Genomic DNA, 26,312 nt, shown 5'->3' with positions numbered 1-26,312 from the left:
TTTTCTAAAAAGCAGAAGGATAAATGCAAAAAAAGAAGCCCCAAATGGGACTTCTTTAGATTAATTCTATTAGTCATGAGATTTACGCATAGCCCTCATGATGAAGCCTACGATGAATACAAGCAAGATAGCACCAATTAAAGCAGGAATAATAGCAAAGTCAGCTACGACTGGACCCCAATCACCAAGAATTAATGAACCTAACCATGCACCAATGAAACCAGCGATGATGTTACCAATAATTCCGCCTGGAATATCTCTTCCTAAAATCATACCTGCTAACCAACCAATGATACCACCTATAATTAATGCCCATAAAAAGCTCATCATTGAAAATCACTCCTCGTTTTAATTTAGTTTAGCTTTTGTTCAGATAAAGAATTTCATTCAGCTGCGCAGCTTTTGGTGATCTTATCTGCTTGTACAATTAAATTACCCAGGAATCATTATCTAAAACCAAAAATTTAAAAACTATTCTTCTGGAAAAATTTTATAAAACAAAAAAACACCCTTCAGAATGTTATTGCATAAGGATTTTAAAAGTTAAAATTGTCCGGATCGGCATAAAAACGATGGTTAATATTTAATGTATTCTACTGACTCATGTGATCTTCAGTTAATTCAAAATCAAAAGCGATTGCATTAGTGATGCAATCGCCCATCTATATAAACGGCACATGCCGGGATTTTATTTTTTCGCACCCCTTTCCATTTTTTCTCAGGTAAAAATGATTTTCCCGATGAAAAAATGTCCTAAACAAAGGACAGGATCATTTTCGAAAAAAAATAAGCAGCTGACAAAATCAGCTGCTGAAGGTTTAAACTATTATGAAATTGCCTTGTTTCGATCCATAAAAATATAATCGGTGTAGAGGCCGTGTCATGGCGACATAAAGCAATTTAATGTCCAGTTCAGAATCTCTGGAAAACTCCTCTTCCATGGACAGGATCATAACGGCATCAAATTCAAGTCCCTTGGCCAAGTATGATGGCACGATAACGATTTCATCCTTCGGTATGCTTTCCTGTTCCTGCAGCAGTTTAAAAGGAAGCCTCGCATGCTTTTCAAAAAGGCTGTGAATGAGCTGACAGTCTTTCATCGTTTTCCCGATCACCGCAAATGTTTTATACTCTTCTTCTTTCAAGGACATGACCTGTTCCTCAAGCTGTTTTACCAGCTCGCCCCCATCTTTCCTCCTGATAAACTCAGGATTTCTGCCATGGCGGACGACCGGCTCCACCTCGGGGAATGAATAAGGAAGAAGTTTAAGTAATTTATTTGCTTTTTCCATAATTTCCACTGTAGTACGATAGCTTTTCTGAAGCTCTGTATATGTTGCACGGGGGAAAATATAGTCCAGGACTTCCTGCCAGCTCGTGAGCCCCCTGTAGGAATGAATTCCCTGGGCAAGATCCCCCACTAGTGTAAACATATCTGTATCAAGTGACTTTTTTAATGAGAGAAGTTCCATAAAGCTGTAGTCCTGGGCTTCATCAATGACGATATTTTTCGCCTTCAGCTCTTTGGGAATGCCAAAAAGGCTTTCCTGCAGGTAAAGCATCAAAGCTAAGTCTTCCCTCTCATACACTTTTTTTCTAAACAACTTCCGGCAATATTCACAAAGTTTGTGTGCATCGTCAACAGGCAATTTTCCGCCTGATAATTTTGAAAGACGTACAGGGTCTTCAAATAGGTCTTTGTAATACCTGACCAGGCTTTTTTTCGGGAATTGCTTCATGTATTTTGGCACAGCTGTCCTGAAGCTTCTCTTAAGTTCTTCCAGTCTGGATGCCTTTTTATCAAGCGCATCGGAAACATACTGCCTTCTTTTTTCAGGATCTTTTCCTCTGTACAGGGCCCTTTCGATTCTCTCGTCATAATACGTTTCGATTTTCTTAATGATATTTTTCTTTTTCTTAGCCAGATCGTTTTGAAGCACAGCCTTCAACTTTTCCAGCCTTCGATATAGAGGCAGGTATTTGTAATCCTCCAAAAAAAGCTGATAGAATTTTTTGCGGCTGAAAAGCCTGAATTTATCTACCATAAAATCATCACTGGGGCAGAAGCTATTATATATTTCTCTGAGGTAATTAGTAAGAATGGTTTGAAATACAGGCGAACCTTTAATAGATGATGCCCAGGCTGCAAGGTTTACTTCTTCACCTCCCTGGTCTTCAAGCAGGTTCACGAGTTTGCTGTCAGCAGCCATTTTTAGATCCTCGCCAAGACACTCCAGGACATATTCCTGGTAAGTTGTCTGTCGGACTCTCTCCACCCCAAGTTCCGGGAGCGCCTCTGAAATATAATCAATGAAAAGCCTGCTCGGCGCCAATATCATCAGCTGTTCCGGGGCAAAGTTTTCTTTGTATTGATAAATGAAATAACTTATCCTATGCAGTGCAATGGTTGTCTTACCGCTGCCTGCCGCCCCCTGCACAATGATGGGCTTATTCAAATCAGCACGTATTATTTTATTCTGTTCTTCCTGTATGGTTGAAATAATTTCAGTGAGGCGGTTGCTTGAGCTTTTGGACAGTGATTCCTGAAGCAATTCATCTGTAGTCGTGAGGTCAATGTCCCGGATTTCATCCAGAAACCCGTCTTCTATCATATATTGCCTTTTCAACGACAAGTGTCCCGTAAAGCTTTCTTCATAAGAATCGTATTGAACCTCTCCCAGTCTGCCTTCATAATATAAATTGGCTATCGGAGAGCGCCAGTCAACAATAATCTGCTCCTGATTTTCTCTTGAATACAATGAAGTTTTGCCTATGTACAGGATCTCTTCTTCGTTTAAATCCTGCCTTAAGAAATCAATTCTGGCAAAGTAAGGTTTTTTCCGGGCCTTTTTCAGCTGCATTAATTCATCTTTGGACATTTCAAAAAAAAGGGCATTTGTCAGGAGCGAAGAGTAACTTAAGCTGGATTCAAGCCAGTCAACGTCTTCAAAAGCTTCTTTCATATTTTCCTGAAACTTGTCTTTGCTGGATTCTGACGTTTTAATCACGACATCAATATAACGTTTCGTAAATTCAAGCCGCTGAACTTCTTTCTGAAAATCGGGGTGTTCAAATTGGGATGACATATGTTTCTCCTTTCAAATTTTTTCAGCCGCAATGGAGAAATACATATGAGCGTACGCGTGGGCAGAAAAATATATTATCAGAAAAGTCTGCAATAATCAAGTGGTGACAGGCACCGCCCGAAATTTGTCGAATTGCACAGATATATACATCAGCAATCATTTTAATTTATAATATGAAAAAATACATTTCAGGAGGTGATGGGAATGGCCATTGCAGTTGCAATGCCTGATAATGCAGCGTCTCATGCAAAGCCTGATATTGGTGGCGATACTTTGCATGAGGCGGTAATGAATTAAATATTATCGCCCATTCAGCTAAAACCATTTCTGATATCGGCTTTGCACCTTATTCATTTTTTATTATCAAAATAAATAAGGAGCTGGCAGAAATGAGTTATGTAAAAGCTAATGCCGTTTTACCGGAGAATCTGATCGCTGAGATTCAAAAATACGTTCAGGGTGAGGCTATTTATATTCCCAAACCGGAAAAGGACTACCGAAAATGGGGTTCCCGCTCTGGAGCAAGAAAAGCTCTGGATGAAAGGAACCATTCTATAAAAGGCGCCTTTCAGAACGGCAAAACCATCACCCAATTGGCGGAGGAATATTTTCTTTCCGCTGAAACAATCAAAAAAATAGTTTATAAAAAATGAATTTTCCGCACTGAACTTTGTTCAGTGCTTTTTCATATGCCAAGTTCGTTTCCTAATCATTTTATCCATTTACATTTTTATGCCATTCTTATAATGTGAGGTTGATATATAAAGGTGCTGAAAGTATAGGAGTGTGTATAATGGAACCTTTTATAAGGAATGATCAATATAATTTTATTAAATATCAGACGCAAGTGCTAATTAATGGCCATGCATCTGTCAATGATACAGGGGTGCTGAATGCACTGAAATCCCTTTCTGCTGAAAAGGTATTGGGTCTTTTTGCAGAGATGAGTGAGGAACAAAACCAGCTTCTTTCCCCAGTCAGTGATATTAAAGAAAGAGATCAGGCAGATGCCTTCTTAGCGCATATAAAGGAATATGTAATACCCTTTCCGTCTATAACTGAACAATCGATCAAAAAACTGTTTCCCAAGGCAAAAAAACTAAAAATGCCAGCACCTGAAAATATCGATTTCAGGGAAATAAGTTACTTGGGATGGGACGACAAGGGTACAAACAGGAAATACATGATCAGCCTGCTGGATGGCAAGCTGACTGGCATATACGGAACATTTAGACCTCTTGGCAAAAAAGGAATCTGTGCCATCTGCAACAAACTCGAAGAAACAGGCATGTTCTTGACTGAGGTTAAGGGTTCTCAGTTAGGCACCTATACCAAAAGAGGGAATTACATTTGTCGGGACAGCCGCAAGTGCAATGAAAATTTGATTACACTTGAAAAACTGCATGATTTTATTGGAAGGCTGAAAGGCTAGATTGTCATTTCCCCATAATTAAGGCACCGCCGAATTTGGCGGTGTCTTTTTTTCAGCTGAAAATAGTCTTTTCGTTTATTCTTATTAATAAAGGGAATATTACTGTAATAAAAAAAACTATCATATTTTGTCGATTTCGTATAAAATAATTACGTTTGATTGAAGTTTTCCTAAAATATTGGGGGTAAAAAAATGGTTTTTAAGAAAAAGGACAAGTTTAACACGCTGTTAAGCAATATTTCCATGAATCTAAAGGATAGTGCAATTTATTTTGCCGACTATAAGATCAACAATGTCAGTGATTTAAAAACCTTTTCAAAAACGATGAAGGACTATGAAACAAAAGGCGATTCCTATGTCCATGAAGTCATTAAGGAATTAAATAACGCTTTTATTACACCGATCGAAAGAGAAGATATTCTTCACCTCGCCATGAGCATGGATGATGTGCTGGATGGATTTGAGGAATGTGCTGATTTATTTGAAATGTATTCCATGACACAGGCAGATGAATTTATGCTGAAGTTCGTGGATGCGATTAAGAACTGTGCAATTGAAATTGAAAAGTCTGTTGAACTTCTTTCAACTAAGAAATTACTGCAAATAAGAGATCATGCGATCAAAATCAAAGATTACGAATCCAAGTGTGATGGAGTCCGCCGCCAGTCAATCAAGCATCTTTTTGCTACTGAAAAAGATCCTATCCGGATTATTCAGTATAAAGAAATTTATGAAACTCTGGAAGATATTGCTGACAGCTGCCAGAATGTCGCCAACACGCTTGAAACCATCATCATGAAAAATGCTTAAGGGGCGATCACAATGGATGCAGTATTTGTTATTACAATCTTAATTGTCATTGGAGCTCTGGCATTTGATTTTATCAATGGATTTCATGATACGGCAAACGCAATTGCTACCTCTGTCTCCACGAAGGCTCTTAAACCAAGGCATGCCATCCTATTGGCAGCTGTCATGAACTTTGTTGGTGCCATGACATTTACTGGGGTGGCCAAAACCATAACAAAGGATATAGTGGACCCTTTCACTTTGCAAAATGGTTCTCTTGTCATTCTGGCTGCTTTAGTGGCTGCGATATTCTGGAATCTGCTGACTTGGTATTATGGCATCCCAAGCAGCTCTTCCCATGCAATCATAGGCTCAATTGCCGGTGCTGCAATTGCCGCAGCAGGATTTTCAGCTTTAAACTATCAGGGATTTTTAAAAATCCTTCAAGCACTTATTTTTTCGCCGTTAATTGCATTTGCAGCCGGTTTTATTGTTTACAGCATCTTTAAGATTGTTTTCAAAAACAACAACCTGACTAAAACAAACCGGAACTTCAGGCTGTTCCAGATTTTCACAGCAGCTCTGCAATCATATACACATGGAACAAATGACGCACAGAAAGCCATGGGTATTATTACAATGGCACTTATAGCAAACAACTATGTCACTTCAACTGATATACCATTTTGGGTACAGTTTTCCTGTGCATTAGCAATGGGTCTCGGGACTTCCATCGGCGGCTGGAAAATCATTAAGACAGTCGGCGGAAAAATCATGAAGATTCGCCCGATTAATGGAGTGGCTGCTGACTTAACAGGTGCGATGATCATCTTCGGTGCTACATATATTCATTTGCCAGTCAGTACTACTCATGTTATCTCCTCTTCTATCCTGGGTGTAGGTTCTGCCCACAGGCTTAAAGGAGTAAAATGGGGAACTGCACAGAGAATGCTTATCACATGGGTAATCACATTGCCGATATCAGCAACATTAGCGGGTATTGTATACCTTATCCTGAATGCAATTTTTTAATTTTAAAAGGAGCGGGCCTGGCCTGCTCCTTTTTTATTCCCGGTTATTTAAGTATCCTTCTTGTCACATTCCGGATAACCCCAGGCAAAATGTCAAATGTGTAAGGTTTATAGACCCGCTCAGTCCACTTGTGGCCAGCTTTTCCATAAACACCCAGGTTAATTACAGGTATATTCAAATCCCTCATCGCCTTTAATGGGATAGGAAAAAGGCTTTTTAAAGCAGGAAAATTCTTTTTAAGAGATTGAATGTCCTCATCCGAGCCGTCAAAAGATAAAAAGCTTCCATCCGATAAGTAAGGGAAATATTTGCGGACCTTAAATGTCTCGCCTGTTTTCTCAGTCTCTTCAGCAAGCACTTCCTCCAGACAGCTTTTTAAAAAGATGCCTCTTTCTGCAGTCACATCAATCGTGTTGGCAGGAAGAAAGGGTGTTCCATAAAAAAGAATCACTCTGGGTTTTTTCTCAGGGTCTGATTGATGAAGAGCTTCTACAATATCAAAAGCAATCATTCTGGCATCAGTTTCATGAAGCGAGCTCTTTTTCCTTGCTTCTTCCATAACACTTACCGTATCAATGCCCTTTTCTTCAAGATAGACAAGGAATTCATCTAAAGCCGTCACTTCTGTTCCCCAGTCCAGCTGTCTTTCCGGCAGCTTATTGACGGTCCGAAAATCCTTATAGGCACCTTCCAGGCGGTTCTCGACAGCGATGGACGCATCTTCTGCAATCATTTTCAGTTCTTTCGAAAGCTGCTTGAGAGGTTTCTCATAGAAAAAGTAATTGAAGTAAACCCTGCAGCCAACTGCCGTCTGAACGTCATATCGTTTTTTATCATCCCTCATGTATAAACAGCTTGGCGGAAGCACCAGTTCTCCTTCCAGCTTCTCAGTCAGCTGGAAATTCTGGCTGATGCGCGCAGTCAGCTCTGCAGCAATTAATGTAGGATCAATTCCTGCAAGACTTTCACCGGCGTGGGTCTCCCTTCCGAAAATGGAGAAACAGGGCAAAATCTTGCCTGCTGTACCCGTGTAGATATACTTAGTGGCATCTCCGTCATACAATGGCGAGATAAAATCATTATTTATGGCAGCCATATATTCCAGGCCCATCTTTTCTTTCAGCCTCAGCAATTCGGAAAGCGCTGCTCTGCTTCCTTTATGCTCACCCTCTTCATCAGCGTTGAACATAACCAGCAAATTGCCTTCCAGCTCACCGGGATTTTCCGAAAAATACAGTAGATTGGCGAGATGGACAGCAATTCCGCTCTGCATATCCAATGCCCCTCTTCCAAAAAGCCACTCATTGGACCGGGCATCTTCCTGCACTTCCGGATCAGAGTCGTATTGTTCAAAAAACTCCTGAAGTTTATCGGGGTTATGGGCCATGCCTTGAATAGGACCAAAATCCTGTGTGCCGACCGTGTCCAAATGGGCCAGATATATAATGGTTTTTGTGTTCATCTCCCTCCCCTTGAGGAAGGCAAACACATTCTTGCGGCCCAATTCATCTCCGGGGATTTCCTGGGTCCATACTAAATGATCATTATCCTGAAAAGATGGATACGAACAGATTACTTCCTTTAGAAATTCAGCTTTATGCCCTTCTCCATCTGAATGGTTATAGCTCTCCATCTGCACAAGGGCCTTTGTTAAATATTCGGCCTGCTGACTAAGATTCATGGTTTTAAGATTTGCAAACATTGGCCAACCCCATTTCGTTGTCGTTTGACCTTAGTGTATAAGCATCCACTATCGAGAATCAACACTTTTTTATATCGGGGAAGCAAATAGCATTAGAGAAGCTTTTTTCTATATCTTAGGATGAAACAGCCAATATATAGAATAATAATATTAAGGTCTTGAAATTTTCATCAAAAACGAATATTATATTATTTGTGCTTTCTAAACGTTCGTATTTATCAATTACACATATAACCTGAAAGAAGTTATAGTTTATGGGGGACTTTTTATGTTCAAATTAAAAGAAAATCAAACAAACGTAAAGACTGAGGTCTTGGCAGGCATCACCACTTTCTTAACAATGGTTTATATTGTGGTCGTAAACCCAGTCATCTTATCTGATGCAGGTGTGCCTTTTGAACAAGTCTTTTCTGCAACCATTATTGCAACTGTCGCAGGTACTCTATGGATGGCACTGTTCGCCAATTATCCGATTGCCATCGCACCGGGAATGGGCCTGAATGCCTATTTTGCTTACTCTGTTGTCGGCACCCACGGAAATATTGATTACATGACTGCATTCTCAGCAGTATTTATTGCTGGTATTATCTTCATTATATTGTCGCTTACCCCTTTCCGGGAAAAGCTGATCATTGCAATACCGGATAATTTAAAGCACGGAATTACTGCCGGAATCGGGTTGTTTATCGCCTTTATCGGCTTGCGCTTAACCGGGCTGATTACAAGCCACCCAACAAACCTTGTGGCGCTCGGAGACTTGCATTCTCCTCAATCCATTCTAGCGCTTGTCGGCCTTGCTGTAACATTAATTCTCATGACGCTCGGGATTAACGGGGCTCTATTTTTCGGCATGATTATCACTGCCCTGATTGCCTTCTTTACAGGACAGCTTTCCTTTGACCAGGGATTTGTTTCACTGCCTTCGCTTCCGGATGGAATAATCATTTTAAATCCATTTGAAGCAATTGGAGATGTTATCCAGCACAGTTTATACGCCGTTGTTTTCTCCTTCCTGCTTGTAACGATTTTTGATACGACTGGAACGATGATCGGCGTTGCCCAGCAGGCCGGATTAATGAAAGGCAAAACGATGCCCAGAGCACGTGAGGCCCTTTTGTCGGATTCCATCGCTACTTCAATCGGTGCCATGTTCGGTACAAGTCCGACTTCCGCATATATTGAATCTTCAACAGGTGTGTCAGTCGGCGGAAGAACTGGATTAACAACTTTAACTGTTGCAGGTTTGTTCCTGCTTTCAGCTTTCTTTGGACCTCTTGTCAGTGCGGTATCAGGTCTTGCTGCTATTACTGCACCTGCCCTGATTATCGTTGGAAGCCTGATGATGGGCAGCATTTCTCATATTAAATGGAATGAACTTGATGAAGCATTCCCTGCATTCCTGATTATCTTAAGCATGCCGCTGACATCCAGCATTGCAACAGGTATTGCACTTGGCTTTATTGCTTATCCGCTTATGAAAGTGGTAAAAGGGAAATGGAGAGAGGTTCATCCCCTTGTATATTTATTTGCAGTATTATTCTTTTACCAGCTTGCGTTCCTGCCACACTAACCGGAAGCACCCAGTTAAACCAGATCAAAAGCTTGTCCAATCCGGACAAGCTTTTTTTGCATGGAACCCTTCTATTTCACCCCTGACTCTTCATATTCTAGAAGTATAAGAATGGACAAGTTAGGGTGATAGGCTTATGTTTGAAAAGCTGCTAGTAACTTTAATAGGAAGTTTATTATTAGGCATCGGCATTAACGGCTTCCTTGTCCCCCACCATTTACTTGACGGGGGCATTATTGGCATAGGGCTGATCCTCCATTATTACTACGAATTCCCCACTGGATTAAGCATGATTGTCCTGAGCATTCCATTATATGTACTTGCCTGGTTTTATGAGAAAAAATACTTCTTCTATAGCCTGCATGGTCTTTTGATTTCATCCTTCATTATTGATTTGCTTTCTTCTGTTCGAGGTCATTTTGATATTTCCATATTGCCCAGCTCTATTTTAGGGGGATGCCTGGTGGGTTTTGGAATCGGCCTTATGCTCCGTTATGAAACCAGCACAGGGGGCACAGACCTGCTTGCACAGCTGATGACAAAACTCTTTCCTGTTAATATCGGCGCTTTAATATTCGCAATTGATGGATTGGTTATTTTAAGCGGATTAAAGATAGTCGGTATTGAAAAATTCCTGTACTCGTTTATAACCATACTATTTGTGGGCGCCATGACGTCCTTAACGGTTATAAAAAAGACGGTCAAATGAAAAAAATCGACAGGTGCCTGGCACCTGTCGATTTTTCTTATGCTTCTGCTTCTATTTTTTCATTCATATCGTTATAAAGGTTTCCATCCATTTCACCTGTGACTCTGCTTGTTAGGATACCAGACGTCATGGACCCGCTGACGTTAAGGGCTGTACGTCCCATGTCGATTAGCGGTTCAATGGAGATCAGCAAGCCAGCCAGTGCAATAGGCAGGTCAAGGGCAGATAATACCAGGATCGCTGCGAATGTCGCACCGCCGCCGACCCCTGCCACACCAAAGGAGCTGATCGCTACAATGAGAATAAGCGTAAAGATAAATCCAGGAGACAGCGGGTTAATGCCCACAGTCGGAGCAATCATTACAGCCAGCATGGCCGGATAGATTCCCGCACATCCATTTTGGCCGATGGAAAGGCCGAATGATCCTGCAAAGTTGGCAATTCCTTCAGGAACACCGAGTGACTTTTGTGTTTTTATATTCAAAGGCAATGCACCGGCACTTGTTCTTGATGTAAAAGCAAAGGTCAATACCGGAAATGCTTTTTTCAAGTATGTGATTGGGTTTAATCCGCTTAATGTTAAAAGCAGCAGGTGAATCAGGAACATAATGGCAAGTGCCACATAAGAAGCAATAACAAACTTACCTAAATTCAAAATGGAGTCAAAGTCACTCATGGCGACTGTTTTCGTCATAATTGCCAAAACTCCATATGGTGTTAAACGCAAAATTAATGTTACAACCCGCATGATGATTGCATAGAAAGCATCCACAATTTTTGCAAAAAGTTCAGCCTGCTCTGGAGATTTCCTTCTCACACCAAGATAAGCAATCCCTAAAAAAGCTGCAAAGATAACGACTGAAATCGTTGATGTTGGTCTTGCCCCTGTAAAATCAAGGAATGGGTTGGCCGGAAGCAAATCAAGCATTTGCTGCGGGAACGTTCTTCCTTCAATGCCCTGATACGTTTCTTCAAGCTGTTGCCCGCGGGCAGTCTCAGCATCGCCTCCGCTGATTTGGACAGCCTCCAGATCAAAACCGACAGCTGTTGCAATTCCGACAGCAGCAGCAACTGCAGTGGTACCTACAAGCAGTCCAAGGATAAGGACACTTATTTTTCCAATATTATTGGTTAATTTAAGCTTAGTAAAAGCTCCTAAAATTGAAATGAAGACAAGCGGCATGACAATCATTTGGAGGAACTTCACATAACCTCCGCCAACTAAATTAAACCAGTCTGCAGATTTGGCAATAACCTCAGCACCAGGTCCATATATCATCTGAAGTGCAAAGCCAAACAGGATCCCTAAACCAAGCGCTGTAAACACACGCTTTGAGAATGAGATATGCTTCTTTTGCATAAAGAATAATGCGCCTAAAAGCAGAAACATTACAATAATATTTAAAACTAAAAGTCCTGTACTCATCGGACTGAATCCTCCCCAAAAGATGTTATTATAATGACTTACTATAATACATGTATTCCTATGAGTCAAGTCGGAATTAAAATTTAAATTTTCTTATTATATATTCTACTTCGCTGCCGAATGTTCTTGGTTTTCTTTATACTTGTGCCTAAAACCATTGAAAAACCCGACATTGTAAAAGTGCCGGGTCCAGATAAATAATTCTTGTCCTAATTATTTTTCCGGGAAAGTGCCTTTGTCTTTTCAAAGCATTGTTCCATAGCACTCATGACCGCTGAACGGAACCCTTTTCTCTCCAGTTCGGCAACGGCTTCTATTGTTGCACCTCCCGGAGTACAAACTTCATCTTTCAATTCCGCAGGATGCTTGCCTGTTTCCAGCACCATTCTGGCTGCCCCCAAAATAGCCTGTGCTGCAAGCTCATAAGACTGATCACGAGGCAGTCCGGCTTTTACACCGCCATCTGCCAATGCTTCAATGAACATATAGGCATAAGCGGGCGAAGAACCGCTAATTGCGGGAATTGCGTCCATCATCTTTTCTTCCATAACCGCTGCTCTCCCAATACATGAAAATATTTTGATTACATCTTCCATCTCATCAGGAGAAAGTGATTCATTCGCTGAAAGTACACTCATGCCTTCACCCACCAAAGAAGGAGTATTAGGCATGGAGCGGACTGCTTTAATCTTTCTGCCAAATGACTTTTCCAGGAAAGAAAGACTTATGCCTGCCGCAATCGTTATGATAATGGCATGTGATTGAATGCAATCTTTAATTTCGTCAATAACCGCAGCATGAGCATCAGGCTTAATAGCCAGAAACAATATATCCGCTTCCTCCGCTGCCTCACTATTCGAATAGCGTGTTTGTATATCCCACCTGTTTTTAACGTCAACAAGCGTTTTCTCCGTTTTCGCTGAAGCAATAATCTGCCTTGCAATCACCAGATCAGAATTTAATATACCCCCGATTATCGCCTGAGCCATTTTTCCGCATCCGATAAAACCGATATTTTTATTCATTAAGCACACATCCTGTCTTATAATCCTTTTGCTATTATACTGCACGTATGGTTATGAAAAAATAGCACAGGGTAAAAACATAAGACAGAACCTTATAAAATACTATTGGAGAGATTGAATATGAAGGAAATAACACAATATGCTCCTCTTCCAGAAAGCTTTTACCAGCAGCCAACGCTTCAGTTGGCTGAAGCTCTTCTAGGCTGCTTATTGATCAAAGAAACTGAAGAAGGAATTGCCTCAGGCTATATTGTCGAGACGGAAGCTTATATGGGCCCTGAGGACAGAGCAGCACACAGTTTCGGGAACAGGAGAACAAAAAGGACCGAGATCATGTTCAATGAACCCGGTTTTGTCTACACTTATGTGATGCATACCCATTGCCTGGTTAATGTTGTGAGCGGTCCAAAGGAAAAGCCGGAAGCTGTATTGATCAGAGGGATAGAACCTCTCGACGGACTTGAGTTAATGAAGAAAAGACGTAAGATGGAAGGTCTTAAAAACCTCACTAATGGGCCAGGTAAATTAACTAAAGCTCTCGATATAACAATAGATGATTATGGCCGCCATTTTACCAGCCCTCCCCTTATGATTGCAAAAGGAATTCCTCCCGGGGAAATCAAACGGGGTACACGAATCGGCATTGATAATTCCGGGGAAGCACGGGATTATCCGTGGAGGTTCTGGATGGCTGGCAGTCCTTATGTTTCACGGAACAGAAAATAACAGCCATATAAAAAAACGACCGGAAAAACCCCTTCTGATGGGACTTTCCGGTTATTTATTTGTCTTAACCTGCTTAGTTTTTTTATTTTTTCTTAAATTGGATAGGATAGGAGTAACTGTGCGTTCCGGGAAGAGGTGAATGAAATGAATGCTCTTTATGCTTTTTTGTGGATTTTTGCTCTATGGAAGTGGGGTGACTGGAGAAATTGGAAAACGTATTATCCCACACTGCTTTTTTACATATTAGGGGACTTTTTATATTTATATCTTCTCTCAGACTTTTATCCGATGTGGACTTATGCCCCGCAGGGAATCGATGAGAAAGTGAATTTAACAAACACCCATATCAGCTTTTCCATTATGGCTGTTAAGTATCCGGCAACCATTTTGATCTATTTATACAGATTCCCTGCAGGCAAGCTTATTAAGAAACTGCTTTATATCTCAGGCTGGGTCCTTCTCTATACGGTTAATGAGATTGTTGACATTAAATTCAACTTGATAAAGTACAATAATGGCTGGAATTTAAAATGGTCGATTCTTTTTAATGCTGTTATGTTTACCATCCTCTGGGTGCACCACAAGCGGCCAGCTGCAGCATGGGGGCTGTCCATTCTTTTCATCCTCTTCCTATGGAAGCAGTTTGATGTGCCATCAACTGTTTTTAGATAAATGTCTAATATCATTACAATTTGTCGATAAAAAAACAAGCTATTTTACTGGACTTTTTTTATTAAAGCGTTTATTTTACTATAAAAAGGCAATATTCTATGTATAAGTTTCAATAAATTGGAATGGGATGGTGTTACGATGGCAAACAAGAAAAATGTTAAATCTCCCGGCAAAGATCTGAATATTGGTGCGAATGTTTCATTAAACGGCCTGGTAACAGCTGTTTTTGATAATATGGTCCATGTCCAGATTGGCGCTAAGATAGTAACAGTTCATGTTAAAGACCTGTATTCCGGATTAAATAATCCTTTATTTAATAAACAGCAGGCTTAGTATCCACCATCTCTAAACATACATCAGGAGGGGCAGCTCAAAGACTGCCCCTTCTGTTTTTCAGACCGGCTGTACCTGTTTATACTTCCCTGCCGTGACTGCATAATCTCCAAGCACTTGATAAGCCTTCTTATCGGCTAATGACACAGCTTCTGCAGCTCCCTTAACGAACACGGCCTGTTCTGACACTTTGCTGACGATTTCAACTCCCTCAGGGAATTCATATCCTTCAGCATTATTACCCAGTATAACCCAGAGCTCCTGTTCAGGGACCTTCTCTTCCACCGCAGCTTCCTCATATGCTGAAGGGAAATCGGATTTGCCCACATGAATTAAATCTTCAATAATCGCACTCGCTGTCGGGAACATGCCTGCTCCAGGCCCCTGCAGACTGATATTCCCGACAATATCGGCATCGATTGAAACGGCATTCTGCACGCCTTCTACTCTGTATAGAGGATGGGATTCTCCTGTCAGGACCGGCTTTACTGTACAGCGGACAAAATCTTTTTCCTTCTGGATTGATGCTATATGTTTGAACTTCAGCCCCAGAGAATCAGCCAACCGGATTTGTTCAATCGTAATATCAGTAATGCCTTCTCTTACAGAGTACTTCTGTTCCGGCGCTTTCCCGAATACAAGCTCGCTTAAAACAACTGCTTTGTAAAACGCGTCATAACCTTCAATATCGTTTTTAGGATCGGCTTCTGCATAGCCTTTTTCCTGAGCGATTTTCAATGCTTCGTCAAATGATAAGTTTTCCTCACGCATACTTGTCAAAATGAAATTGGATGTGCCATTTAAAATTCCTTCAATCCGTTCGATCCTGTTGGCATTCAGCAGCTGTTTGATGGTCTGAATGATGGGGATTCCGCCGCCGACTGTTGCTTCAAATCCCAGTGATACATTCTTTTCTTTTGCCAGCCTCGCAAGCTCACTTCCATGAAATGCAAACATCTCTTTATTCGCTGTAATGACGTGGCATCCTCTCGATATGGCCTGGCGCAGATACGTATAGCCCGGCTCCCTGCCAACAATGGCATCAATGACGACATCAAGCTTTGGAAGCTCAATAATGTCCTGAAAGTCATCCGTTAGCAGCACATCATCATCAGGCAAAGAATGTTTATTCACATTTTTGACCAGGATAGCGGAAACCTTCACTTCTTTCCCGAGTATCGCCTGAAGCCTTCCCTGATGCTTTCTGATTATTTCATATACTCCTTTTCCAACAGTTCCATACCCCAATAGCCCGATGGTTATCGCTGACATTATTTATTCCCCCTTACGAAAATAGCCAAATTTAAAGCGTGGATTCCAATCAAAACAAAAAACCCCTTCCGTCCATTACAGACAAGAAGGGGTTTGAATTAATATTCCGTTCATTCCGCCTTCTTATCTTCGGAAATTGTATTCCTCTGAATTTGGCACCGTGCATAAATGCTGGTTGCCGAGGCTTCATAGGGTCAGTCCCTCCGCCTCTCTTGATAAGAAGTTTCTAAGTATTCAATTTATATGAATCATAAACATTTATCAGGATTGCGTCAACCTTTTTTGAAAAATATTTTCTTCAGACGTTTTCACTTTCATTGAAATCTTCTGTTATGATCTCAAGAAAATGCTTAAGAATTCTGGCAGTCAGCCCCCAGATGACCTTGTCCTGGAAATAGTAAAATACCTCTTCCGCTCTCCTTGTCTGCCAATTGTAATTTTCACCTCCGGCGATTAAGTCAAAAGGAAAATTTTCTTCAGGCTCAACTTTAAAATTTACGTGAAATGTTTCAGGTTGTACTTTTTTCAGAAATGAAAGGGGGACGGTAAAAACCTCTTCTACTTCATCAGGGTTCGGCACAATCTTGTCCGGGTTTTGGATGATGCCTGCATAAGGGTAAATAATTTGACCGAAGGAGATCATGTAATCCAGCGGGGAAACATTTGTGATGCTGTCTTCGCCCACACCGAGTTCCTCAGAGGTTTCACGGATGGCTGTATGTTCTTCATCCCTATCTTCCGGATCTATCCTTCCTCCGGGGAAACATACCTCCCCAGGCTGCCTTCTCATTCTTAGTGAACGCACTTCAAATAGGACATGTACCTCATTATTGATTTCAACCAGCGGAAGCAAAATAGCGAACTTCGAAAATCGCTCACTCCCCAAAATGATGGGGGTTCTGTTCCATAACCTTTTAGCCAGTTTCTCAATCTCCATATCTGCCCACCTCCAGCAGCAATTCAGTTATTATATCTTTATCATACTGTATTCTATGCGTTTTATTAATTTATACGGCTTGTGCCATATAATGATTCAGGACTATAGGCTATTGCATCCAGCCCTTCAAAAGTAAAAGAACGTTTCTCCGCCAGTAATTCAGGGAAATAAAAATATATCATACTACACTGGGAGTGAAAATATGAAGAAGAATATATTAATAGGCGGATACGATACTCAGCAAGAGCTTAAAGAAGCCATTGAAGGTGCAGGGTCAAATGGATATCAGAAGGAAAATCTTGTGATCGTCTCAAAGGATGGCGCAAATCTTGAAAGCTTTGCAGACAATTACGGAGTGAACTTGCGAATAGTCGGTTCCCAGGAGCTGGGCAATCAGCGTTTTCTTGATTCTGTTAAAGCTCTTTTCATGGGGGAAGATCCGGCCACAAGTTCAGGGATTGATCCCGATAAAAAAGATGGTACACGATTTGATGAACATGACCTGGATCGATACGCAAGCATGGTTTTTGATGGAAAATATGTCTTAATCGCTGACTATTATGGGAAATATCCAAACTCCACGCAGGACAATCAGAGAATCACTGCCGAAAACTCTGAAGGATATATGGAGAGTGCTTCAGCCCGGGAGGTTGTCCATGAATCGGATATCAAAACACTGGCAGATAAATCCGCTGATACATGCTGTGCCAGCGAGAATCCCAGTCGTGTTCAGCATTCACATACTTCAGCAGAGATGAAAACCAGTGAAGTAAATCGGGAAGAAGTGCATACAAAAGACAGGCTTAAATAGCATCAGCCCCCTGAAAATGGGGGCTTTTTGCTGAAACGAAAAAGAGAGGTTTCCCTCTCTTATGCATATTTCTTCTTATCCTCTTCCTGTTTGAAAAAGCTTTTCATCGCATGGAATACATCTGCTTTTTGCTTAAGAATATAATATCGGAAATCATCATTTTTGATATTTTTATAGGCGGACATCAGAGTCGAGTGGCGGTTGTACTGGTTGACCTCACCGTATCCAAACATATTGGACACTTTCATCAGGTCTTCTACCAGCTTCACACAGCGGGCATTATCAGAGGTCAGGTTATCACCGTCTGAGAAATGGAAAGGATAAATATTAAATTTGCGCGGATCGTACTTGGCATCTATCAACTCAAGCGCTTTTCGGTAGGCAGATGAACAAATCGTTCCACCGCTTTCTCCTTTTGAGAAAAAGTCCTCTTCTGAAACCACTTTTGCTTCTGTATGGTGGGCAATAAATTCAATTTCCACTGTTTCATATTTGGTTCTCAGGAACCGCGTCATCCAGAAGAAAAAGCTTCTGGCCATATACTTTTCCCAGATCCCCATTGATCCGCTCGTATCCATCATCGCAAGCACGACAGCCTTTGAATCGGGCTTTACTATTTCATTCCAGGTCTTAAACTTTAAATCTTCCTTATAAATTGGATGGAACGCTGCCTTTCCCTTCATTGCGTTGCGCTTGAATGCCGACATCATGGTCCTTTTCTTATCAATATTGCCCATTAATCCTGTCTTTCTGATGTCATTAAATTCAATATCCTCTATCACATTTTCATCCTGTTCTTTTCTCTTTAAATTAGGCAATTCCAATTGTTTAAATAAAGCTTCTTCAATTTCCATGAGTGATACTTCTGCTTCAAAATAATCCTCGCCTGCCTGGTCGCCTGCTCCTTGCCCCTTTCCGGGTCCTTTCTTGCTGCCGGATCCGTCACGGGCCACTACATCTCCAATCTGGCTATCTCCATCGCCTTGGCCGACATGTTTGTTTTTATCATAGTTATAACGGATTTTGTATTCATCCAACGAGCGAATCGGAATCTTTACTACTTCCCGCCCATTCGACATTACAATGTTTTCTTCCGTTATTAAATCAGGCAAATTGTTGCGGATTGCTTCCTGGACTTTATCCTGATGACGCTGCTGGTCATCATAGCCTTTGCGATGGAGGGACCAATCTTCTTGGGAAATCACAAACTGATGGTTATTGACATTCGTCATGTTAACCCCTCCTTTTAAATTAAATTTCACACATTACAGCTTTCCAACATACAATATCGCGAGTGTCAAAAAAAGATGAAACATCCCCATTTCAGCAGTCTGCCTTCATTTCATAGACTCATTTCCCGGCAGTGATTTTGATATTAATGCACCAATACAAAGAAATGTTTATTACTCTATCATATGCGGGAAGACAAAATAATTTACAAATAATTTTGACAATAAGACATTCGAAGCATCTTTTGGACAAGCCCATTTTTCAACAAAAATAAACCTCCGCGTTTAGCGAAGGTTCTTGTCTTTGTTTTTATTTTGAATGGGGTCCGGATATTTATCGTAATCCTCTTTTAATTCTTTATTGGTCCGGAGATTTTCCATCTGCTTGCCCAGGTTTTCCATTTCCTCAATATTTTCCGCCATTGAGCTGTTTCTCGGTGTATAATCCTTATCTAATTCTTTCTTTTTCATGAATATCACCTCTGCTGTATTTATACCCCTAATTGGGCCAATCTAAACTTTTATAATGGTTCTGAAGCATAAATATGGCCAAGTGTAAATAGGATTATACAAAAGGGGGGGATTTTATGAGCGAAATCCTTTGCTGCAGCTGGTGCGGTGAATTATCGATATTTGAGCGGACCGTTTACCTTGAAAATAAGCCAGTCTGTCCGGAATGCCAGAAAAAGAAGAAAGAACCCGCATTAAAAATAGACAAAAATTGATAAGAGGCTTTTCGAAGCCTCTTTTTTATATTTATTAAATCTATTAATTACATACTAAAAAATAAGCCTGGCAGCAATACTGCCAGGCTCATCATTTATCGATTCAGCAGGCTTCCCACATAACGGAGCAGTTCGTTTGCAGATGTAGAGTTATAGCCATGTTCGTCGATTAGACGTGCTACTACCTCATTCACCTTCTTCAGCTGCTGCTCATCCGGCGTTTTGGAAGATGTTGTGATTTTCACGACATCCTTCAGGTCAGCGAAGAGTTTCTTCTGAATTGCTTCACGAAGGCGGTCATGTGAATTATAATCAAAGCGCTTGCCTTTTCTGGCATAAGCGGAGATGCGGATGAGAATTTCCTCCCTGAATGCTTTCTTCGCATTCTCGGAGATGCCGATTTGCTCTTCGATTGAGCGCATCAGCTTTTCATCCGGACTGATTTCCTCACCGGTTAATGGGTCGCGCAGCTTCGCTTTATTGCAATATGCTTCAACATTATCAAGATAGTTCTCCATAAGCGTTTTCGCAGATTCTTCATAGGAGTAAACAAATGCTTTTTGGACTTCTTTCTTGGCGATATCATCATACTCTTTGCGGGCCAGAGAAATAAAATTCAAGTATCTTTCCTTAAGCTCTGGAGTAATGGATGGATGCTGATCCAATCCTTCTTTAAGCGATCGCAGCACATCCAGCGCATTAATGCTTGTGATATTTTTGCGGATAATTGTCGAAGAGATCCTGTTGATGACATAACGCGGGTCAATGCCGCTCATGCCCTCATCTGCATGCTCTTTTTTCAATTCTTCCACATCTGCCCTGTTATAGCCTTCAACGCTCTCTCCATCATACAAACGCATTTTCTTAACTAAATCAATATCGCCTTTTTTCGGATCCTTCATGCGGGTTAAAATCGTAAACATCGCTGCCACTCTTAAAGTATGCGGTGCAATGTGCACATTGGAAACATCGCTTTCACGGATCATTTTATCGTAAATCTTCTCTTCCTCTGAAACCTTTAAATTATATGGGATTGGCATAACGATTATCCTGGAATGCAAAGCTTCATTCTTTTTATTGGAAATGAATGACCGATACTCTGTTTCATTCGTGTGAGCGACAATTAGCTCATCTGCCGATATCAGGGCGAAGCGTCCGGCTTTAAAGTTGCCTTCCTGAGTCAGGGACAATAAATGCCATAAAAACTTCTCATCACACTTCAGCATTTCCTGGAATTCCATCATACCCCGGTTTGCTTTATTCAGTTCCCCGTCGAAACGATAGGCACGAGGATCGGATTCTGAACCATATTCAGCAATAGTTGAAAAGTCAATGCTTCCAGTCAGATCAGCAATATCCTGGGATTTGGGATCTGAAGGGCTGAAGGTTCCAATCCCCACCCTGCGGTCTTCTGAGAAAATAATTCGTTCAATTATAACATCTTCTATGCGGCCGCCATACTCCTGTTCGAGACGCATACTATTCAGTGGCGACAGGTTTCCTTCAATTCTTATTCCATACTCATCATAAAAGTCCTTGCGGAGGTGATGCGGAATTAAATGAAGCGGATCTTCATGCATTGGGCAGCCCTTAATAGCATAGACCGCGCCCCTTTCAGCATGGGAATATTGCTCCAAACCTCTCTTTAGCATTGTCACTAAGGTTGATTTACCGCCGCTGACCGGACCCATTAACAAAAGGATCCTTTTACGGACATCAAGGCGTTTGGCAGCAGGGTGAAAATACTCTTCTACAAGCCTTTCCAATGCTTCTTCTAATCCGAAGAGCTGATTGCTGAAAAATTGGTATCGTTTTTGCCCTTTCACTTCTTCGACACCGGCATCCTTAATCATATTATATACCCGCGAATGTGCTGACTGGGCAACCCATGGCTTCTCTTTGACAATTTCTAAATACTCTCCAAAAGTCCCTTCCCATTTAAGCTTTTCTTCCTCGTGTCTGTACATCTCAATTTTTTTTAGAATATCCATAAGGACCTCCCCCTGTCGCATTATCAGAGACGATTAATATACTCTATGCGCACCGGCAATCGAACATGCGTAAACTATGAAGAGTTTGGTTTGTACTTTTTACGGGAATTTATTATTACGAATACTTTGATGCAGGATTCTAACTGTAAAAAAAACTCCATACTTTTCATTCACAGTTATTCATTTTTGGGCTATAATAAGCTTATATTTACATGCATGCCTATTGAGATAACACTAAAGGAGGATTACATATACATGGGTACAATTATTATTATCGGTGTAATGGTTGCTTTCCTTGCTGCTATTTTCACTTCTGGCTATGACGACAAGCCAGGCGTAAGCAAAAAATAAGCTGCTGATCTATTCAGCAGCTTTTTTCTTATTTCAATATACTCCTACCTTAAATCCATCTTGTTCTTCTGAACAAAATCCTTCATATACATGCGTGTCTGCTTTTCGAGCATGCCGGCAATTTGACTGGTCCAGGTGTCCTTCCGCTTGCCGCCTGTACGCTCATCATAATACTCGGAAATAATTTCATTATACACTTCCAGCTCTTGGCGGTAGGCTGTTTCTTCCTGATTATACTCATTTTCATGATAAATGTGCTGAAGAGGAAGCCGCGGTTTTTTATCGTTCTTTTTAGAGGGGTATCCAACAGCAAGTCCAAACAAAGGAATCACACGATCTGGTGTTTTTAATAGCTCAGCCACTCCCTCCAGATTGTTTCTTATTCCGCCAATATAGCAGATCCCAAGTCCCAGCGATTCTGCAGCAATGGCAGCATTCTGCGCAGCCAAAGCAGCATCAATGACAGCCACCATAAACTTTTCTGTGCTTTCGATTGATGGAATTACATTTTTATTTTCCATTTTTCCGATGACTTCATGACGATGCAGATCAGCACAAAACACGAAAAAATGGCCATTTTCAGCTACATAGTTCTGATTGCCTGCCACTTCAGCAAGTTTCGCTTTCTTTTCTTTATCTGTCACACCGATTATTGAATAGGCCTGGACAAAACTTGAAGTGGATGCAGCTTGAGCAGAAAGTACAATTGTTTCAATATGCTCTTTTGAAAGAGGCCTGTCTTCAAAATTCCGGACGGAACGATGGTCCATCAGCAAATTGGTAACTTCATTCATCACATCTCATCCTTTCCATATGTACTTTTTCATTTTACCCAGAGAAGAAAGTTTTCTCCAAAGGAAAAGGCCTGATAATCATTCAGGCCCTGTGTTTTCCTATGTTAAATGTAAGTATTCCTGCTGGCGCAGTGCTTCATAGACAAGAATGGCAGCTGTGTTGGATAAGTTAAGCGAACGGATATTATTGTTAATTGGCACCTTTAATAAGCGCTCTTTGCTGCTTTCAATAACATCCTTTGGAAGACCGGCCGTTTCCTTGCCGAAAATAAAATAATAATCCTTCTCGACTCTGCTATAGTCAAAAGTGGAATATGGCTTGGTGCCATCCTTTGTTAAGTAGAAGTATTCCCCTTGTTCAGTGTTCTTAAAGAAATCGTCCAATGAATCATGATAAACAATTTTTACAAATTGCCAGTAATCCAAGCCTGCCCGCTTCAGCATTTTATCATCTGTTGAAAAGCCGAGCGGCCGGATCAGATGCAATGTCGTATCAGTAGCCGCGCAGGTACGGGCTATATTGCCTGTGTTGGCCGGAATTTCCGGCTGATATAATACTACATGCAATCCCACTTTTTTCACCTCTAAATTAAATCTGCATGTGTTATTATATCACGTTGAAATCACCATACAAATTACTGGTCATCAGTAATTGTCAAAAATTTATATTTAATATTTGGTGTATAAGCTGTTGAATCTTCATAAGCCCAATAACGCATTCGGCTGTTATAGGTGTGGGCATTGACGAGGGGCATTCCTGATGCATCTTTGCCCGTTACGATCGTTGTATGGTCAAAGCGCCCGTCTCCCTGGAAATCATAGCAAATGACATCTCCTATTAAGAGCTGATCCGGACTGGAGACTTCCTCGGCCCTCAATCCTGAATTTGAACTGGGCAGATACCACCGCATTGAATTCGCTACTGTCCAGCTGTAGCTCCAATTCCCGGTTCTCATCCACCAGCCTTTTCCGCGGTTGGGGTATCCCCTCATCGGGCCGCCGCCTGCATGAAGGCACTGGGAAATATAATTGGTGCAATCCACCTCAAATTTCTTATAGGCCGGATTATAAGTGTTCCACCATTTTTCTGCATACTGTACAGCCTTCATGCGGTCATATTCATACTCATACCTTTCTTCCTCTTCAAATTCCCGGTCTAAAGACGCTTCTTCTTTTTTACTATCTTTAAAAGGATTTTTCTCCCGGTCTTCAACAAATACTCCTTTATAGAAGTCGGCTGTCCGCTCTTCAATCTCTTCCTCCATATAAATTATGCCTTTTTGTTTAATTAAATATTTGAAGTGAACTCTATATTCAACCGGAGTCACATCTTCCTTCTCTATGCCGACACTGATCACTTTTCCGGCTGCCTGTGCTTTCACAATCTCACCGGAGCGGCCGGAAAGAGATTCTTTCTTTTTTTCAATCTTAGGGCATGTATGAATTGAACTTCTTGAATGGGAAACGCACTGCTGCACTCTTTTCTTTAACAGTTCATGAAGCTGGTCCCTCACGCACCTCACTCCTCTCCTATTCAATACATATGAGAGGAAGCAAAGGACTTTGCTTATTTTTTCGCGCAATCCTGCAGTAAATCAGCGAGCTGGCCAGTTACTGCGGTCATACAGAAAAAAAAACCATAAAAAAAAGAGGGGTTTCTGCCCCCTCATTGTTCAAAAAAACTTAAACCCTTTTCTATTTCAGCAATGACTTCTCCGTCTTTCTCCTGCTGCAATGCCTGTTTTAGTGCAGGCAGTGATTTTTCCCCGCCTATTTTCCCGAGTGCCCATGCGGCCGTTCCCCGGATCACCGGCCTCGGATCTTCTTTCATAACTTTAATCAGGTCTTCTGCCGCTGTCTCATCTTTGTAGTGAGCCAGGGCGATGATGGCATTTCGCTGGATCGGCTTTTTCCCTCTCCAGGAACCTGAGACCGGGCCATATTTTTCTTTGAACTCACGGTTGCTGATAAAAAGAAGCGGCCTTAAAAGCGGCTTTGCCACTTCCGGATCCGGCTCCATTTCATCATGCAGATGAAAATCCTTGCCTTTATTTTCAGGACAAACGGTTTGACAGGTGTCGCACCCATAAAGCCTGTTCCCCAGCTTTTCTCTATATGGCTCTGCGAGAAAGCCCTTTGTCTGTGTCAAAAAGGCAATGCATTTCTGTGCATCAAGCTGGCCTCCCTGAATTAAAGCCCCTGTCGGGCAGACCTCAACACATTTATTGCAGCTTCCGCATTTGTCTTCCATTGGCTTATCAGGCTCAAAAGGCAGATTTGTTATCATTTCTCCGAGATAAACATACGATCCGAATTCCGGTGTGATGATGGAACAGTTTTTTCCGCTCCAGCCGATTCCCGCACGCTGGGCAACGGCCCGATCCACCAGCTCACCTGTATCCACCATGGATTTGCATATCGCATCAGGAATTCTTGACTGAATGAATTCCTCAAGCTTCTGAAGACGTTCCCTCAGGATATAATGATAGTCTTTCCCCCATGAAGCCCGGCAGAAAATCCCCCTTCTTTCACCTCTTTTGCTGACAACCCTGACCTTCATTTTGGAAGGGTAAGCAACTGCAATTGAGATAATAGATCTGGGCTTATCCATTAGCAGGCCGGGATTCACCCTTTTCTCAATATCAGGTTCTTCAAATCCTGACTGATAGTGAAGCTCCTGCTGGCGAATCAGCCTGTTTTTCATTTCATCAAAAGTGCCCGCTGTCGTAAAACCAATTTTATCAATGCCTATTGTTTTGCTGTATTCAATCACTTCCTGCTTGAATTGTCCAAAGTCCATTGTATGACCTCCTTTCGTGTAAATTTAATTTTATATGAAAGTCTTTAATTTATTGAATCACCGCTTATTATGATAAACTATTTTAAAGTAATTTTGGAGGTGGAAAGCATGGAAATTAAGATAGCTCGAGAGCTGTTCAAATTATTGCCTCATTTTAAAATTGGATTTATTACATATAAAGATATCGAAGTCGGACAATCTCCTCAAATGGTAAAGGGCAGACTCCAATTATTTCAGGAATCTATTTATTTCGATTTAGAGGATAAGAGTGTTACAGAATTTGAAGGGATCAAGGAATGGCGGCAGATCTTCAAAACAGCAGGCAAGGATCCGAACCGCTATCGCCACTCTGCTGAAGCACTGTACAGAAGAATTCAAAAACAAAATTATCTTCAGCCGGTCAACAGCTCCATCGATATTAACAATTTCTTTTCCCTGGAATACCAAATACCGATCGGTGTATATGATGCCGATAAGCTTTCAGGCCATCTGACTATCAGGTTAGGCAAAGAAGGCGAAGAATATAACGGCTTAAACGGAAGACCCAATTCGCTTGCCAATTTAATTATCAGTGAAGATGCGGAAGGGCCATTTGGCAGTCCGTTTGTGGACTCTGAAAGGACAGCTGTCACCGAACAGACTAAAAATGCCGTTCAAATTGTTTATTTGCGCCCTTCTCTGGAAATCGAAAAGGCTGAAAAAATGACAGAGTCATTAATGAACATGTACACTCAAGTGCATGGCGGAGAAGGAAGCTTTAAGGTAATTGGATGTTAGTCACTTATATAGAAATCGTGTGGAATCTGCGGATGCCGCCCGATTTTTTTAAAAATAGCCGACGAACATGAAAAAACGCAATACCTCGTTCTTTTTGAACGAAACACTGCGTTGGCTATGTAT

26 protein-coding genes and 1 riboswitch are annotated in these 26,312 nt (G+C 41.3%); of the genes, 12 read left to right on the top strand and 14 right to left on the bottom strand.

The features are described 5' to 3' along the window. Positions 1-69 precede the first annotated feature (69 nt). Together CHI10_RS07680 and helD are read right to left on the bottom strand one after the other, a co-directional pair. Complete coding sequence (locus tag CHI10_RS07680) at positions 70-327, bottom strand: GlsB/YeaQ/YmgE family stress response membrane protein (RefSeq protein ID WP_179288975.1); 258 nt, start codon at positions 325-327, stop codon at positions 70-72. A gap of 491 nt (positions 328-818) precedes the next feature. Continuing rightward, positions 819-3,086: an RNA polymerase recycling motor HelD gene (helD, locus tag CHI10_RS07675; protein ID WP_095243697.1), complete on the bottom strand. Its 2,268-nt coding sequence runs from the start codon at positions 3,084-3,086 to the stop codon at positions 819-821. Between the two features lie 389 nt (positions 3,087-3,475). On the opposite strand from helD, the gene CHI10_RS07670 reads away from it, so the two are divergent. The 4 genes from CHI10_RS07670 to CHI10_RS07655 all read left to right on the top strand — a co-directional run bounded on the left by CHI10_RS07670 (position 3,476) and on the right by CHI10_RS07655 (position 6,339). Further along, positions 3,476-3,739, top strand: a complete 264-nt coding sequence (locus tag CHI10_RS07670) for a CD3324 family protein (RefSeq protein ID WP_076262708.1) — start codon at positions 3,476-3,478, stop codon at positions 3,737-3,739. A 140-nt stretch (positions 3,740-3,879) separates the two neighbouring features. Then, positions 3,880-4,518 (top strand): FusB/FusC family EF-G-binding protein, encoded by a 639-nt coding sequence (locus tag CHI10_RS07665; protein WP_095243695.1) that lies wholly within the window; start codon positions 3,880-3,882, stop codon positions 4,516-4,518. 192 nt (positions 4,519-4,710) lie between these two features. Further along, positions 4,711-5,328, top strand: coding sequence for a DUF47 domain-containing protein (locus CHI10_RS07660; protein WP_048011739.1), 618 nt, complete (start codon positions 4,711-4,713; stop codon positions 5,326-5,328). A 12-nt stretch (positions 5,329-5,340) separates the two neighbouring features. Continuing rightward, positions 5,341-6,339: an inorganic phosphate transporter gene (locus CHI10_RS07655; protein ID WP_095243694.1), complete on the top strand. Its 999-nt coding sequence runs from the start codon at positions 5,341-5,343 to the stop codon at positions 6,337-6,339. 43 nt (positions 6,340-6,382) lie between these two features. Here the strand turns inward: CHI10_RS07655 and CHI10_RS07650 are convergent, their stop codons facing one another. Beyond that, entirely contained in the window at positions 6,383-8,041 is a 1,659-nt protein-coding gene (locus CHI10_RS07650) for a M20/M25/M40 family metallo-hydrolase (protein WP_095243693.1), read from the bottom strand. Positions 8,042-8,309: 268 nt separating this feature from the next. Between CHI10_RS07650 and CHI10_RS07645 the strand changes: the two genes are divergently transcribed. Further along, positions 8,310-9,611: an NCS2 family permease gene (locus CHI10_RS07645; RefSeq protein ID WP_095243692.1), complete on the top strand. Its 1,302-nt coding sequence runs from the start codon at positions 8,310-8,312 to the stop codon at positions 9,609-9,611. A 136-nt stretch (positions 9,612-9,747) separates the two neighbouring features. Next, positions 9,748-10,320 carry a YitT family protein gene (locus CHI10_RS07640; RefSeq protein WP_095243691.1) on the top strand — a complete coding sequence of 191 codons (573 nt, stop codon included), beginning with the start codon at positions 9,748-9,750 and terminating at the stop codon, positions 10,318-10,320. Positions 10,321-10,357: 37 nt separating this feature from the next. Here CHI10_RS07640 and CHI10_RS07635 read toward each other — a convergent pair whose 3' ends face one another. Beyond that, positions 10,358-11,746 carry an L-cystine transporter gene (locus CHI10_RS07635; protein ID WP_095243689.1) on the bottom strand — a complete coding sequence of 463 codons (1,389 nt, stop codon included), beginning with the start codon at positions 11,744-11,746 and terminating at the stop codon, positions 10,358-10,360. 209 nt (positions 11,747-11,955) lie between these two features. Further along, entirely contained in the window at positions 11,956-12,771 is an 816-nt protein-coding gene (gene proC, locus CHI10_RS07630) for a pyrroline-5-carboxylate reductase (protein ID WP_095243688.1), read from the bottom strand. A 120-nt stretch (positions 12,772-12,891) separates the two neighbouring features. Here proC and CHI10_RS07625 point away from each other — a divergent pair, with 120 nt between their 5' ends. The 3 genes from CHI10_RS07625 (at position 12,892) to CHI10_RS07615 (ending at position 14,502) form a co-directional block, all read left to right on the top strand. Continuing rightward, positions 12,892-13,497, top strand: coding sequence for a DNA-3-methyladenine glycosylase (locus CHI10_RS07625; RefSeq protein WP_095243686.1), 606 nt, complete (start codon positions 12,892-12,894; stop codon positions 13,495-13,497). A gap of 144 nt (positions 13,498-13,641) precedes the next feature. Continuing rightward, positions 13,642-14,169 carry a CBO0543 family protein gene (locus CHI10_RS07620; protein ID WP_095243684.1) on the top strand — a complete coding sequence of 176 codons (528 nt, stop codon included), beginning with the start codon at positions 13,642-13,644 and terminating at the stop codon, positions 14,167-14,169. A gap of 138 nt (positions 14,170-14,307) precedes the next feature. Continuing rightward, a complete protein-coding gene (locus CHI10_RS07615; RefSeq protein ID WP_035326689.1) occupies positions 14,308-14,502 on the top strand; it encodes a hypothetical protein in 195 nt (64 codons plus the stop codon). Between the two features lie 60 nt (positions 14,503-14,562). Here CHI10_RS07615 and CHI10_RS07610 read toward each other — a convergent pair whose 3' ends face one another. Both CHI10_RS07610 and CHI10_RS07605 read right to left on the bottom strand, forming a co-directional pair. Further along, entirely contained in the window at positions 14,563-15,774 is a 1,212-nt protein-coding gene (locus CHI10_RS07610) for a homoserine dehydrogenase (protein ID WP_095243683.1), read from the bottom strand. Between the two features lie 120 nt (positions 15,775-15,894). Further along, positions 15,895-15,996, bottom strand: a riboswitch (SAM riboswitch). 76 nt (positions 15,997-16,072) lie between these two features. Beyond that, positions 16,073-16,711, bottom strand: a complete 639-nt coding sequence (locus tag CHI10_RS07605) for an NUDIX hydrolase (protein WP_095243682.1) — start codon at positions 16,709-16,711, stop codon at positions 16,073-16,075. A 202-nt stretch (positions 16,712-16,913) separates the two neighbouring features. Here CHI10_RS07605 and CHI10_RS07600 point away from each other — a divergent pair, with 202 nt between their 5' ends. Beyond that, on the top strand, positions 16,914-17,522 hold the full coding sequence (locus tag CHI10_RS07600) for a general stress protein (RefSeq protein ID WP_095243681.1): 609 nt from the start codon (positions 16,914-16,916) through the stop codon (positions 17,520-17,522). A 59-nt stretch (positions 17,523-17,581) separates the two neighbouring features. Here the strand turns inward: CHI10_RS07600 and yhbH are convergent, their stop codons facing one another. Beyond that, the gene (gene yhbH / locus CHI10_RS07595) at positions 17,582-18,754 is read right to left on the bottom strand and encodes a sporulation protein YhbH (protein ID WP_095243680.1); all 1,173 of its coding nucleotides are present in this window, start codon (positions 18,752-18,754) and stop codon (positions 17,582-17,584) included. Positions 18,755-19,036: 282 nt separating this feature from the next. Next, positions 19,037-19,222, bottom strand: coding sequence for a hypothetical protein (locus tag CHI10_RS07590; RefSeq protein WP_035326683.1), 186 nt, complete (start codon positions 19,220-19,222; stop codon positions 19,037-19,039). Positions 19,223-19,338: 116 nt separating this feature from the next. On the opposite strand from CHI10_RS07590, the gene CHI10_RS22270 reads away from it, so the two are divergent. Continuing rightward, positions 19,339-19,476 (top strand): hypothetical protein, encoded by a 138-nt coding sequence (locus CHI10_RS22270; protein WP_179288974.1) that lies wholly within the window; start codon positions 19,339-19,341, stop codon positions 19,474-19,476. A 95-nt stretch (positions 19,477-19,571) separates the two neighbouring features. Here the strand turns inward: CHI10_RS22270 and CHI10_RS07585 are convergent, their stop codons facing one another. The 5 genes from CHI10_RS07585 to queG form a co-directional block, all read right to left on the bottom strand. Next, positions 19,572-21,467 (bottom strand): PrkA family serine protein kinase, encoded by a 1,896-nt coding sequence (locus tag CHI10_RS07585; RefSeq protein WP_095243679.1) that lies wholly within the window; start codon positions 21,465-21,467, stop codon positions 19,572-19,574. A 395-nt stretch (positions 21,468-21,862) separates the two neighbouring features. Then, positions 21,863-22,612: an oxygen-insensitive NADPH nitroreductase gene (nfsA, locus tag CHI10_RS07580; RefSeq protein ID WP_095243678.1), complete on the bottom strand. Its 750-nt coding sequence runs from the start codon at positions 22,610-22,612 to the stop codon at positions 21,863-21,865. 99 nt (positions 22,613-22,711) lie between these two features. Further along, the gene (trmL, locus tag CHI10_RS07575) at positions 22,712-23,185 is read right to left on the bottom strand and encodes a tRNA (uridine(34)/cytosine(34)/5-carboxymethylaminomethyluridine(34)-2'-O)-methyltransferase TrmL (protein WP_095243677.1); all 474 of its coding nucleotides are present in this window, start codon (positions 23,183-23,185) and stop codon (positions 22,712-22,714) included. A gap of 62 nt (positions 23,186-23,247) precedes the next feature. Continuing rightward, positions 23,248-24,126, bottom strand: coding sequence for an amidase domain-containing protein (locus CHI10_RS07570; protein WP_095243676.1), 879 nt, complete (start codon positions 24,124-24,126; stop codon positions 23,248-23,250). A gap of 152 nt (positions 24,127-24,278) precedes the next feature. After that, a complete protein-coding gene (gene queG, locus CHI10_RS07565) occupies positions 24,279-25,412 on the bottom strand; it encodes a tRNA epoxyqueuosine(34) reductase QueG (RefSeq protein ID WP_095243675.1) in 1,134 nt (377 codons plus the stop codon). A 108-nt stretch (positions 25,413-25,520) separates the two neighbouring features. Here queG and CHI10_RS07560 point away from each other — a divergent pair, with 108 nt between their 5' ends. Next, complete coding sequence (locus CHI10_RS07560; protein WP_095243674.1) at positions 25,521-26,189, top strand: B3/B4 domain-containing protein; 669 nt, start codon at positions 25,521-25,523, stop codon at positions 26,187-26,189. Positions 26,190-26,312: the final 123 nt, after the last annotated feature.

This window comes from Bacillus sp. 7894-2, assembly GCF_002272225.1.
Taxonomy (GTDB): Bacteria; Bacillota; Bacilli; order Bacillales; family Cytobacillaceae; genus Cytobacillus.
The sequence above is the reverse complement of the archived record's forward strand: the minus strand, read 5'-3'. Positions and strand labels throughout refer to the sequence as shown.

Coding starts and splice junctions, on each gene's coding strand:
- CHI10_RS22270 (WP_179288974.1), top strand. CDS start 19,339: ATGAGCGAAATCCTTTGCTGCAGCTGGTGCGGTGAATTATCGATATTT.
- CHI10_RS07645 (WP_095243692.1), top strand. CDS start 8,310: ATGTTCAAATTAAAAGAAAATCAAACAAACGTAAAGACTGAGGTCTTG.
- queG (WP_095243675.1), bottom strand. CDS start 25,412: ATGGACTTTGGACAATTCAAGCAGGAAGTGATTGAATACAGCAAAACA.
- CHI10_RS07620 (WP_095243684.1), top strand. CDS start 13,642: ATGAATGCTCTTTATGCTTTTTTGTGGATTTTTGCTCTATGGAAGTGG.
- CHI10_RS07615 (WP_035326689.1), top strand. CDS start 14,308: ATGGCAAACAAGAAAAATGTTAAATCTCCCGGCAAAGATCTGAATATT.
- CHI10_RS07660 (WP_048011739.1), top strand. CDS start 4,711: ATGGTTTTTAAGAAAAAGGACAAGTTTAACACGCTGTTAAGCAATATT.
- CHI10_RS07560 (WP_095243674.1), top strand. CDS start 25,521: ATGGAAATTAAGATAGCTCGAGAGCTGTTCAAATTATTGCCTCATTTT.
- helD (WP_095243697.1), bottom strand. CDS start 3,086: ATGTCATCCCAATTTGAACACCCCGATTTTCAGAAAGAAGTTCAGCGG.
- CHI10_RS07635 (WP_095243689.1), bottom strand. CDS start 11,746: ATGAGTACAGGACTTTTAGTTTTAAATATTATTGTAATGTTTCTGCTT.
- CHI10_RS07665 (WP_095243695.1), top strand. CDS start 3,880: ATGGAACCTTTTATAAGGAATGATCAATATAATTTTATTAAATATCAG.
- nfsA (WP_095243678.1), bottom strand. CDS start 22,612: ATGAATGAAGTTACCAATTTGCTGATGGACCATCGTTCCGTCCGGAAT.
- CHI10_RS07680 (WP_179288975.1), bottom strand. CDS start 327: ATGAGCTTTTTATGGGCATTAATTATAGGTGGTATCATTGGTTGGTTA.
- CHI10_RS07670 (WP_076262708.1), top strand. CDS start 3,476: ATGAGTTATGTAAAAGCTAATGCCGTTTTACCGGAGAATCTGATCGCT.
- CHI10_RS07625 (WP_095243686.1), top strand. CDS start 12,892: ATGAAGGAAATAACACAATATGCTCCTCTTCCAGAAAGCTTTTACCAG.
- CHI10_RS07655 (WP_095243694.1), top strand. CDS start 5,341: ATGGATGCAGTATTTGTTATTACAATCTTAATTGTCATTGGAGCTCTG.
- CHI10_RS07585 (WP_095243679.1), bottom strand. CDS start 21,467: ATGGATATTCTAAAAAAAATTGAGATGTACAGACACGAGGAAGAAAAG.
- CHI10_RS07650 (WP_095243693.1), bottom strand. CDS start 8,041: ATGTTTGCAAATCTTAAAACCATGAATCTTAGTCAGCAGGCCGAATAT.
- CHI10_RS07590 (WP_035326683.1), bottom strand. CDS start 19,222: ATGAAAAAGAAAGAATTAGATAAGGATTATACACCGAGAAACAGCTCA.
- CHI10_RS07610 (WP_095243683.1), bottom strand. CDS start 15,774: ATGTCAGCGATAACCATCGGGCTATTGGGGTATGGAACTGTTGGAAAA.
- CHI10_RS07600 (WP_095243681.1), top strand. CDS start 16,914: ATGAAGAAGAATATATTAATAGGCGGATACGATACTCAGCAAGAGCTT.
- yhbH (WP_095243680.1), bottom strand. CDS start 18,754: ATGACGAATGTCAATAACCATCAGTTTGTGATTTCCCAAGAAGATTGG.
- CHI10_RS07605 (WP_095243682.1), bottom strand. CDS start 16,711: ATGGAGATTGAGAAACTGGCTAAAAGGTTATGGAACAGAACCCCCATC.
- CHI10_RS07640 (WP_095243691.1), top strand. CDS start 9,748: ATGTTTGAAAAGCTGCTAGTAACTTTAATAGGAAGTTTATTATTAGGC.
- proC (WP_095243688.1), bottom strand. CDS start 12,771: ATGAATAAAAATATCGGTTTTATCGGATGCGGAAAAATGGCTCAGGCG.